The organism is Citrobacter sp. RHB36-C18, from assembly GCF_013814485.1.
GTDB lineage: Bacteria > Pseudomonadota > Gammaproteobacteria > Enterobacterales > Enterobacteriaceae > Citrobacter > Citrobacter braakii.
This window is the reverse complement of record NZ_CP057125.1, coordinates 4,511,472-4,523,176: the sequence shown is the minus strand read 5'-3', so window position 1 is coordinate 4,523,176 and position 11,705 is coordinate 4,511,472. Positions and strand designations below refer to the sequence as shown.

The 11,705-nt window shown below is 54.1% G+C and carries 5 protein-coding genes and 2 rRNA genes; 4 read left to right on the top strand and 3 right to left on the bottom strand.

The window, feature by feature from the left end:
• Positions 1-22: 22 nt before the first annotated feature.
• Complete coding sequence (gene zraP / locus HVZ52_RS21415; protein WP_101701278.1) at positions 23-463, bottom strand: zinc resistance sensor/chaperone ZraP; 441 nt, start codon at positions 461-463, stop codon at positions 23-25.
• A gap of 264 nt (positions 464-727) precedes the next feature.
• Here zraP and zraS point away from each other — a divergent pair, with 264 nt between their 5' ends.
• Positions 728-2,113, top strand: coding sequence for a two-component system sensor histidine kinase ZraS (gene zraS, locus HVZ52_RS21410; RefSeq protein WP_181598674.1), 1,386 nt, complete (start codon positions 728-730; stop codon positions 2,111-2,113).
• 5 nt (positions 2,114-2,118) lie between these two features.
• Complete coding sequence (gene zraR / locus HVZ52_RS21405; RefSeq protein ID WP_181598673.1) at positions 2,119-3,444, top strand: sigma-54-dependent response regulator transcription factor ZraR; 1,326 nt, start codon at positions 2,119-2,121, stop codon at positions 3,442-3,444.
• Here zraR and purD read toward each other — a convergent pair.
• Complete coding sequence (gene purD, locus HVZ52_RS21400) at positions 3,441-4,730, bottom strand: phosphoribosylamine--glycine ligase (RefSeq protein WP_181598672.1); 1,290 nt, start codon at positions 4,728-4,730, stop codon at positions 3,441-3,443. The genes zraR and purD overlap by 4 nt on opposite strands.
• Before the next feature lie 15 nt (positions 4,731-4,745).
• Complete coding sequence (gene purH / locus HVZ52_RS21395; protein ID WP_181598671.1) at positions 4,746-6,335, bottom strand: bifunctional phosphoribosylaminoimidazolecarboxamide formyltransferase/IMP cyclohydrolase; 1,590 nt, start codon at positions 6,333-6,335, stop codon at positions 4,746-4,748.
• Between the two features lie 619 nt (positions 6,336-6,954).
• On the opposite strand from purH, the gene HVZ52_RS21390 reads away from it, so the two are divergent.
• Positions 6,955-8,496: ribosomal RNA gene (locus HVZ52_RS21390) — 16S ribosomal RNA — on the top strand.
• A gap of 234 nt (positions 8,497-8,730) precedes the next feature.
• Positions 8,731-11,637: ribosomal RNA gene (locus HVZ52_RS21385) — 23S ribosomal RNA — on the top strand.
• Together the 16S and 23S rRNA genes form the textbook arrangement of a ribosomal RNA operon.
• Positions 11,638-11,705 lie beyond the last annotated feature (68 nt).

The following is an 11,705-nucleotide window of genomic DNA, read 5'->3' as shown; positions in this document are numbered from 1 at the left end:
GCCGCCATCCGGCAAAAACCGTTTACCAGTGGCCCATTCCCATATGGCCGCCGCGATGGTTGCCGCCACCGCCGCACCCGCCGTAGCCCATTCCCGCTCCGCGAGGTACGCCTGCCTGGGCCATTGCGACATCGCGTTTAACGCGCTGCTCATCCAGTGACTGATTCAACGCCTCCATCTCCTTTGCCACGGCATTAATTTTTGCTGTGTCTGGCGAGCTGGCTGTTAGCAACGCGTTGTACTCATAACGTTTAGAGGTCAACTGTTGGCGCAAAGCGCTGGTCTGCGAGTAGTAATCATCATAGATTTTCTGCGCGGTAGCCTGCTGCTCAGTGGTCATTGGCGTACCGCCTCGTTGCTGCATTCCATCACCATATCCCCAGTGATTCTGCGCCAGCGCCGGGGTAGAGCCCAACGCGATAAGAGAGAGTGCAATCAGCGCCAGTTTGTTGTTCCGTTTCATGGGTCGTTCTCCTGTTGGTTAGATTACATTTCCTATTGCATCTTCCGTGCCAAAGCGGCAATCCCGGTCCCGCGGGCGTTGTACTCGTGGTCTTTACAGGGCGGCGAGTAAAAATGACTCGCCAGAACGCGCCGGCGGGTCATTTTTACCCGCTACTTTCAGCGGTTTGTGTCTGAGGGCAGGGTTATCACGGAGAAAAAATGGCATGATTTCTGCTGTATACCTGCAACGATGAAAGGAACAGGTGGGATAAAGGGAGAGCGTATGCGTCTTTATAAGGACACGGCGGCCAAGTGGTTGAGCCGACTCTTGCTGGCGGCAATCCTGATTTTGGTCGGTTGGTTTTCGATTATGACCATTCGGGACTATGGGCGGGAAAGCGGCGCCGCGCGGCAAACGCTACTGGAAAAAGGCAGCGTGCTCATCCGCGCTCTGGAGTCTGGTACGCGCGTAGGTATGGGGATGCGCATGCATCATGCTCAACAGCAGACGCTGCTGGAGGAAATGGCCGTACAACCAGGCGTGCTATGGTTTGCCGTCGTTGACGATCATGGCGTCATTATTACTCACAGCAATTCCGCGATGGTCGGTAAAACGCTCTATTCACCGGATGTCCTGCGACAACTAAGCCCCGGGGAACAAGAAAGCTGGCGGAATATTGACATGCCTACGGGGGACGGTGAAAAAACACCGGTCCTGGAAATTTATCGTCAGTTTCAGCCGATGTATGGTCCAGGACGTCATGGTATGGCGCGCTGTGCCAGCAATGACGGACAGCTTATCCCCCCCGCACAAACCATATTTATCGCTTTTGATGCCAGCGATCTGGCTGCGACTCAGGCAAGAGAGTGGCGTAACACCCTGATCGTCCTGTCTGCGCTGGCGGCCGTGCTGCTGGCCACTGTGCTGACGTTCTTCTGGTATCAGCGCTATCAGCGCTCGTACAAAGAACTGCAGGATGCGATGAAGCGTAAAGAAAAACTGATGGCGCTCGGGCATTTGGCGGCCGGGGTCGCGCATGAGATTCGAAACCCGCTTTCATCGATCAAAGGTTTAGCGAAGTATTTTGCTGAACGAACTCCGGCTGGTGGTGAGTCGCATGAGCTGGCGCAGGTGATGGCGAAAGAGGCGGACCGTTTAAATCGGGTGGTGAGCGAGCTGCTGGAGCTGGTGAAACCTGCGCATCTGACGCTGCAACAGGTGGATCTCAATGAGGTCATCGCCCACTCATTAAACCTGGTGAGTCAGGATGCGGCAAGCCGGGAAATCCAGCTACGTTTTTCGGCCAGTTCCACGCTGCCCGCTATTCAGGCCGATCCCGACCGACTGACTCAGGTTCTGTTGAATCTGTATCTGAACGCCATTCATGCGATTGGTCGTCAGGGCACGATTACGGTTGAAGCGAGTGAAAGCAGCGGCGATCGCGTTAAAATCGTGGTTACTGATAGCGGGAAAGGGATTGCAGCGGAACAGCTGGAGGCCATTTTTACGCCTTACTTCACGACTAAAGCGGATGGAACCGGCCTTGGGCTGGCGGTAGTGCAGAACATAATTGAACAGCACGGTGGTACCATTCATGTGGCAAGCGTTGAGGGCAAAGGCGCAACCTTTACCCTCTGGCTGCCGACCAACGCGAAACAACAGGATTAACAAGGATGACGCGCGGAAAAATCAATATTCTGGTGGTAGATGACGATATCAGCCACTGCACCATTTTACAGGCGCTGCTGCGCGGCTGGGGTTATGAGGTCGCGCTGGCCTATAGCGGGCAAGCGGCACTGGAACAGGTGCGTGAACGCGTATTTGATTTAGTGCTGTGCGATGTGCGTATGGCGGAGATGGACGGCATCGCAACGCTGAAAGAGATTAAAGCGTTGAATTCGGCGATTCCGGTATTGATCATGACGGCGTTCTCCAGCGTGGAGACCGCCGTTGAGGCGCTGAAAACCGGGGCACTGGACTACTTAATCAAGCCGCTGGATTTTGATCGCCTGCAGGAGACGCTGGAAAAGGCGCTGGCGCATACGCGGGAAACGGGCGCTGAACTGCCGTCGGGGTCGGCTGCGCAGTTTGGCATGATTGGCAGCAGTCCGGCGATGCAGCAGTTGATCAATGAAATCGCGATGGTTGCACCCTCGGATGCAACGGTGCTCATTCACGGAGACTCCGGTACGGGGAAAGAGCTGGTGGCCCGGGCGCTGCATGCCAGCAGTACCCGCTGTGATAAACCGCTGGTGACGCTGAACTGTGCGTCGCTTAATGAGTCGCTGCTGGAGTCCGAACTTTTTGGACATGAGAAAGGCGCGTTTACTGGCGCGGATAAGCGGCGGGAAGGGCGCTTTGTGGAAGCCGAAGGCGGCACGTTATTTCTTGATGAAATTGGCGATATCTCACCGCTAATGCAGGTGCGTCTGCTGCGGGCTATCCAGGAGCGGGAAGTGCAACGGGTTGGCAGCAACCAGACTATTGCGGTTGATGTCCGGCTGATCGCCGCCACACATCGCGATCTGGCGGAGGAAGTGAACGCCGGGCGCTTTCGTCAGGATCTCTACTATCGCCTGAACGTCATCACTATTGAAATGCCTGCGCTGTGCCAGCGCCGGGAAGATATTCCGCTGCTGGCCGAACATTTTCTCCAGCGTTTTGCCACACGTAACCGAAAAGCGGTGAAGGGCTTTACTCCGCAGGCGATGGATCTGCTGATCCACTATGACTGGCCGGGTAATATCCGTGAGCTGGAAAATGCGATTGAGCGTTCGGTGGTGCTGCTAACGGGGGAATATATTTCCGAACGCGAGCTGCCGATGGCGATTGCCGCGACACCGATAAAAACGGAATACAGTGGCGAGATCCAACCGCTGGTGGATGTCGAAAAAGAAGTGATTCTGGCGGCGCTGGAAAAAACGGGCGGCAATAAAACCGAAGCCGCCCGTCAGTTAGGTATTACGCGCAAAACGCTGCTGGCTAAGCTCAGCCGTTAGTTTTGCTCACGTTCGATGGCGCGCCAGCCGATGTCGTTACGGCTGAAGCTGCCGTCCCAACGGATGTCGGTCATCAGGGCGTAGGCACGCTGCTGCGCCTCGGCAACGGTGTTGCCCAGCGCGGTGGCGCACAGGACGCGACCGCCGTTGGTCAGCACGCGATCGTCAGCAGACAGTTTGGTGCCCGCGTGGAACACTTTACCGTCAGCGACTTCTTCCAGCGGCAGGCCGTGGATCTCATCGCCAGTATTGTAGTTGCCCGGATAACCGCCCGCGGCAATCACTACGCCCAAAGAGGCGCGTTCGTCCCACTCAGAGGTTTTCTCATCCAGCTTGCCGTCACAGGCGGCAAGGCACAGCTCCACCAGATCCGATTTCATACGCAGCATAATCGGCTGGGTTTCCGGATCGCCGAAGCGGCAGTTGAACTCGATAACCTTCGGGTTGCCCTGTTTGTCGATCATCAGACCCGCGTACAGGAAACCGGTGTAAGTGTTCCCTTCCGCCGCCATGCCTTTTACGGTTGGCCAGATGATGCGTTCCATGGTGCGCTGATGAACGTTATCAGTCACCACCGGTGCAGGTGAGTAAGCGCCCATACCGCCGGTATTCGGACCGGTATCGCCGTTGCCCACGCGTTTGTGGTCCTGGCTGGTGGCCATTGGCAGCACGTGCTCGCCGTCAACCATCACGATAAAGCTCGCTTCTTCACCGTCGAGGAACTCTTCGATCACGATACGGTGGCCCGCATCGCCAAAAGCGTTACCTGCCAGCATGTCATGAACAGCGGCTTCGGCTTCCTCCAGCGTCATCGCGACGATAACGCCTTTACCGGCGGCCAAGCCGTCGGCCTTGATAACGATCGGCGCGCCTTTCTCACGCAGATAGGCCAGCGCAGGCTCAATCTCGGTGAAGTTCTGATACTCCGCCGTTGGAATGTTATGACGGGCAAGGAAATCTTTGGTGAAGGCTTTGGAGCCTTCCAACTGCGCTGCACCTTCGGTTGGGCCGAAGATTTTCAGACCGGCGGCGCGAAACGCATCGACCACGCCAATTACCAGAGGCGCTTCTGGGCCAACGATGGTCAGATCGATCTTCTCATTCTGGGCAAAGCTCAGCAGCGCCGGAATATCGGTCACGCCGATTGCCACGTTTTGCAGCGCAGGTTCCAGCGCGGTGCCCGCGTTGCCTGGTGCAACAAATACCGTTTCGACTTTTGGCGACTGCGCCGCTTTCCAGGCCAGCGCGTGTTCGCGCCCGCCGTTGCCAATCACTAATACTTTCATCGTCTGCTCCGTGGATTAATGGCGGAAGTGGCGCATGTCGGTGAACACCATCGCTATGCCGTGCTCGTCGGCGGCAGCAATGACTTCATCATCACGGATAGAACCGCCCGGCTGGATCACGCAGGTCACACCAGCGGCGGCGGCGGCATCAATCCCATCGCGGAACGGGAAGAAGGCGTCGGATGCCATAGAGGAACCTTGAACTTCCAGACCTTCGTCGGCGGCTTTAATTCCGGCGATTTTTGCGGAATATACGCGGCTCATCTGGCCTGCTCCTATGCCGATAGTCATGTTCTCTTTGGCGTAAACAATGGCGTTGGATTTTACAAATTTAGCTACTTTCCAGCAGAACAGCGCATCGCGCAGTTCCTGTTCGGTCGGCTGACGTTTGGAAACTACGCGCAGTTCACCTTCGCTCACCATACCCAGGTCACGATCCTGAACCAGCAGACCGCCGTTAACGCGTTTGAAGTCCAGGCCCGGCACACGTTGTGCCCACTGACCGCAGGTCAGCACGCGGACGTTCTGTTTGGCGGCGGTGATTTTCAGTGCATCTTCGGTTGCGGATGGCGCGATGATCACTTCCACGAACTGACGGGAAATGATGGCTTGAGCAGTTTCGGCATCCAGTTCGCGGTTGAAGGCGATGATGCCGCCGAACGCGGAGGTCGGGTCGGTTTTATAGGCGCGGTCGTAAGCATCGAGAATAGAGGTACTGACTGCCACGCCGCACGGGTTAGCGTGTTTGACGATCACACAGGCTGGCTCGTTGAATTCTTTTACGCACTCCAGCGCCGCATCGGTATCGGCGATGTTGTTGTAGGAAAGTGCTTTGCCCTGTACCTGCTGCGCGGTGGCAACGGACGCTTCTTTAACATTTTCTTCTATATAGAAGGCAGCCTGTTGGTGGCTGTTCTCGCCGTAGCGCATATCCTGCTTCTTAATGAAGTTCAGGTTCAGTGTACGTGGAAAGCGACCGGCGGCTTCTTTGCTTTCGCCGTGGTAGGCCGGAACCATGCTACCGAAGTAGTTGGCGATCATGCTGTCGTAAGCGGCGGTGTGTTCAAAGGCTTTAATCGCGAGATCGAAACGTGTGTTGAGGGTCAGAGAACCGTCGTTGGCATCCATCTCTTTAATAATGGCGACGTAGTCGCTGCTCTTCACAACGATAGCCACATCTTTATGGTTCTTGGCAGCGGAACGCACCATCGTCGGGCCGCCGATATCAATGTTTTCTACCGCATCTTCCAGCGAGCAGCCTTCACGGGCAACGGTCTCGGCGAACGGGTACAGGTTAACAACCACCATGTCGATAGGTGCGATGCCGTGCTGTTCCATAATCCCGTCGTCCTGACCGCGACGACCAAGAATGCCGCCGTGGACTTTCGGATGCAGGGTCTTTACGCGTCCATCCATCATTTCCGGGAAGCCGGTGTAATCGGAAACTTCGGTCACTGGCAGACCTTTCTCAGCTAACAGGCGCGCAGTGCCACCTGTAGACAGCAGCTCCACACCGCGTGCGGAAAGTGCCTGAGCGAATTCGATGATACCGGCCTTGTCAGAAACACTGAGCAGAGCGCGGCGGACTGGACGACGTTGTTGCATGGTAAATCCCCTGGATTTGACTATTACAGAGAGCGTTAGGTGAATTCTTGGCTAAAAACTCAGCTAACGCCCCTTACGGGGCATCCTTGTTGTGCGGGGGCATTGTAACGAAAACGTTTGCGCAACGCTCGCGAATTTTTAATTTTCGATTTTGACCTCTTCTTTTTCCGTTGAAGGATGCTCATATAAACAGAGAAGTGCACAAACGATCGCGTGGTTTGTGGATAACTCTGTGTGTAAATGGGTATAAGGCGGGGTTTTGCTGTGGAATGCAGCGGTCAGTCATTTTTCTGCAATTTAAGGGTTGCGGGCCGCGGGAAACTCCCTATAATGCGCCTCCATCGACACGGCGGATGTGAATCACTTCACACAAACAGCCGGTTCGGTTGAAGAGAAAAACCTGAAAATGAGGGTTGACTCTGAAAGAGGAAAGCGTAATATACGCCACCTCGCGACAGAGCGCTAAAGCGCGTCGCAACTGCTCTTTAACAATTTATCAGACAATCTGTGTGGGCACTCGAAGATACGGATTCTTAACGTCGCAAGACGAAAAATGAATACCAAGTCTCTGAGTGAACACGTAATTCATTACGAAGTTTAATTCACGAGCATCAAACTTAAATTGAAGAGTTTGATCATGGCTCAGATTGAACGCTGGCGGCAGGCCTAACACATGCAAGTCGAACGGTAGCACAGAGGAGCTTGCTCCTTGGGTGACGAGTGGCGGACGGGTGAGTAATGTCTGGGAAACTGCCCGATGGAGGGGGATAACTACTGGAAACGGTAGCTAATACCGCATAACGTCGCAAGACCAAAGAGGGGGACCTTCGGGCCTCTTGCCATCGGATGTGCCCAGATGGGATTAGCTAGTAGGTGGGGTAACGGCTCACCTAGGCGACGATCCCTAGCTGGTCTGAGAGGATGACCAGCCACACTGGAACTGAGACACGGTCCAGACTCCTACGGGAGGCAGCAGTGGGGAATATTGCACAATGGGCGCAAGCCTGATGCAGCCATGCCGCGTGTATGAAGAAGGCCTTCGGGTTGTAAAGTACTTTCAGCGAGGAGGAAGGCATTGTGGTTAATAACCGCAGTGATTGACGTTACTCGCAGAAGAAGCACCGGCTAACTCCGTGCCAGCAGCCGCGGTAATACGGAGGGTGCAAGCGTTAATCGGAATTACTGGGCGTAAAGCGCACGCAGGCGGTCTGTCAAGTCGGATGTGAAATCCCCGGGCTCAACCTGGGAACTGCATCCGAAACTGGCAGGCTAGAGTCTTGTAGAGGGGGGTAGAATTCCAGGTGTAGCGGTGAAATGCGTAGAGATCTGGAGGAATACCGGTGGCGAAGGCGGCCCCCTGGACAAAGACTGACGCTCAGGTGCGAAAGCGTGGGGAGCAAACAGGATTAGATACCCTGGTAGTCCACGCCGTAAACGATGTCGACTTGGAGGTTGTGCCCTTGAGGCGTGGCTTCCGGAGCTAACGCGTTAAGTCGACCGCCTGGGGAGTACGGCCGCAAGGTTAAAACTCAAATGAATTGACGGGGGCCCGCACAAGCGGTGGAGCATGTGGTTTAATTCGATGCAACGCGAAGAACCTTACCTACTCTTGACATCCAGAGAACTTAGCAGAGATGCTTTGGTGCCTTCGGGAACTCTGAGACAGGTGCTGCATGGCTGTCGTCAGCTCGTGTTGTGAAATGTTGGGTTAAGTCCCGCAACGAGCGCAACCCTTATCCTTTGTTGCCAGCGGTCCGGCCGGGAACTCAAAGGAGACTGCCAGTGATAAACTGGAGGAAGGTGGGGATGACGTCAAGTCATCATGGCCCTTACGAGTAGGGCTACACACGTGCTACAATGGCATATACAAAGAGAAGCGACCTCGCGAGAGCAAGCGGACCTCATAAAGTATGTCGTAGTCCGGATTGGAGTCTGCAACTCGACTCCATGAAGTCGGAATCGCTAGTAATCGTGGATCAGAATGCCACGGTGAATACGTTCCCGGGCCTTGTACACACCGCCCGTCACACCATGGGAGTGGGTTGCAAAAGAAGTAGGTAGCTTAACCTTCGGGAGGGCGCTTACCACTTTGTGATTCATGACTGGGGTGAAGTCGTAACAAGGTAACCGTAGGGGAACCTGCGGTTGGATCACCTCCTTACCTTAAAGAAACGTTCTTTGTAGTGCTCACACAGATTGTCTGATGAATGATGAACTTCTGAATGTACTTTCGAGTGCATTAAGAAGTTTTGCTCTTTAAAAATCTGGATCAAGCTGAAAATTGAAACGACACACTGTTTCATTTCTCCGTAAACAAGAAATGAAAAGCGGTGTGTCCGAGTCTCTCAAATTTTCGCAACACTGAAGTGTTTTACGAAACATCTTCGGGTTGTGAGGTTAAGCGACTAAGCGTACACGGTGGATGCCCTGGCAGTCAGAGGCGATGAAGGACGTGCTAATCTGCGATAAGCGTCGGTAAGGTGATATGAACCGTTATAACCGGCGATTTCCGAATGGGGAAACCCAGTGTGATTCGTCACACTATCATTACGTGAATACATAGCGTAATGAAGCGAACCGGGGGAACTGAAACATCTAAGTACCCCGAGGAAAAGAAATCAACCGAGATTCCCCCAGTAGCGGCGAGCGAACGGGGAGCAGCCCAGAGTCTGAATCAGCATGTGTGGTAGTGGAACGGTCTGGAAAGTCCGACGGTACAGGGTGATAGTCCCGTACACAAAAGTGCATGTGTTGTGAACTCGAAGAGTAGGGCGGGACACGTGGTATCCTGTCTGAATATGGGGGGACCATCCTCCAAGGCTAAATACTCCTGACTGACCGATAGTGAACCAGTACCGTGAGGGAAAGGCGAAAAGAACCCCGGCGAGGGGAGTGAAAAAGAACCTGAAACCGTGTACGTACAAGCAGTGGGAGCCTCTTTATGGGGTGACTGCGTACCTTTTGTATAATGGGTCAGCGACTTATATTCTGTAGCAAGGTTAACCGAATAGGGGAGCCGAAGGGAAACCGAGTCTTAACTGGGCGTTAAGTTGCAGGGTATAGACCCGAAACCCGGTGATCTAGCCATGGGCAGGTTGAAGGTTGGGTAACACTAACTGGAGGACCGAACCGACTAATGTTGAAAAATTAGCGGATGACTTGTGGCTGGGGGTGAAAGGCCAATCAAACCGGGAGATAGCTGGTTCTCCCCGAAAGCTATTTAGGTAGCGCCTCGTGAACTCATCTTCGGGGGTAGAGCACTGTTTCGGCTAGGGGGTCATCCCGACTTACCAACCCGATGCAAACTGCGAATACCGAAGAATGTTATCACGGGAGACACACGGCGGGTGCTAACGTCCGTCGTGAAGAGGGAAACAACCCAGACCGCCAGCTAAGGTCCCAAAGTCATGGTTAAGTGGGAAACGATGTGGGAAGGCACAGACAGCCAGGATGTTGGCTTAGAAGCAGCCATCATTTAAAGAAAGCGTAATAGCTCACTGGTCGAGTCGGCCTGCGCGGAAGATGTAACGGGGCTAAACCATGCACCGAAGCTGCGGCAGCGACACTATGTGTTGTTGGGTAGGGGAGCGTTCTGTAAGCCGTTGAAGGTGTGCTGTGAGGCATGCTGGAGGTATCAGAAGTGCGAATGCTGACATAAGTAACGATAATGCGGGTGAAAAACCCGCACGCCGGAAGACCAAGGGTTCCTGTCCAACGTTAATCGGGGCAGGGTGAGTCGACCCCTAAGGCGAGGCCGAAAGGCGTAGTCGATGGGAAACAGGTTAATATTCCTGTACTTGGTGTTACTGCGAAGGGGGGACGGAGAAGGCTATGTTAGCCGGGCGACGGTTGTCCCGGTTTAAGCATGTAGGCGGAGATTCCAGGTAAATCCGGAGTCTTGTTAACGCTGAGGTGTGATGACGAGGCACTACGGTGCTGAAGTAACAAATGCCCTGCTTCCAGGAAAAGCCTCTAAGCATCAGGTAACACAAAATCGTACCCCAAACCGACACAGGTGGTCAGGTAGAGAATACCAAGGCGCTTGAGAGAACTCGGGTGAAGGAACTAGGCAAAATGGTGCCGTAACTTCGGGAGAAGGCACGCTGATATGTAGGTGAAGTGATTTACTCATGGAGCTGAAATCAGTCGAAGATACCAGCTGGCTGCAACTGTTTATTAAAAACACAGCACTGTGCAAACACGAAAGTGGACGTATACGGTGTGACGCCTGCCCGGTGCCGGAAGGTTAATTGATGGGGTTATCCGTAAGGAGAAGCTCTTGATCGAAGCCCCGGTAAACGGCGGCCGTAACTATAACGGTCCTAAGGTAGCGAAATTCCTTGTCGGGTAAGTTCCGACCTGCACGAATGGCGTAATGATGGCCAGGCTGTCTCCACCCGAGACTCAGTGAAATTGAACTCGCTGTGAAGATGCAGTGTACCCGCGGCAAGACGGAAAGACCCCGTGAACCTTTACTATAGCTTGACACTGAACACTGGTCCTTGATGTGTAGGATAGGTGGGAGGCTTTGAAGTGTGGACGCCAGTCTGCATGGAGCCAACCTTGAAATACCACCCTTTAATGGCTGGTGTTCTAACGTAGACCCGTAATCCGGGTTGCGGACAGTGTCTGGTGGGTAGTTTGACTGGGGCGGTCTCCTCCTAAAGAGTAACGGAGGAGCACGAAGGTTAGCTAATCCTGGTCGGACATCAGGAGGTTAGTGCAAAGGCATAAGCTAGCTTGACTGCGAGAGTGACGGCTCGAGCAGGTGCGAAAGCAGGTCTTAGTGATCCGGTGGTTCTGAATGGAAGGGCCATCGCTCAACGGATAAAAGGTACTCCGGGGATAACAGGCTGATACCGCCCAAGAGTTCATATCGACGGCGGTGTTTGGCACCTCGATGTCGGCTCATCACATCCTGGGGCTGAAGTAGGTCCCAAGGGTATGGCTGTTCGCCATTTAAAGTGGTACGCGAGCTGGGTTTAGAACGTCGTGAGACAGTTCGGTCCCTATCTGCCGTGGGCGCTGGAGAATTGAGGGGGGCTGCTCCTAGTACGAGAGGACCGGAGTGGACGCATCACTGGTGTTCGGGTTGTCATGCCAATGGCATTGCCCGGTAGCTAAATGCGGAAGAGATAAGTGCTGAAAGCATCTAAGCACGAAACTTGCCCCGAGATGAGTTCTCCCTGACCCTTTAAGGGTCCTGAAGGAACGTTGAAGACGACGACGTTGATAGGTCGGGTGTGTAAGCGTAGCGATACGTTGAGCTAACCGATACTAATGAACCGTGAGGCTTAACCTTACAACGCCGAAGGTGTTTTGGCGAAAGAGACACGAAATTCAGCTTGATTACAGATTACATCGACAGGC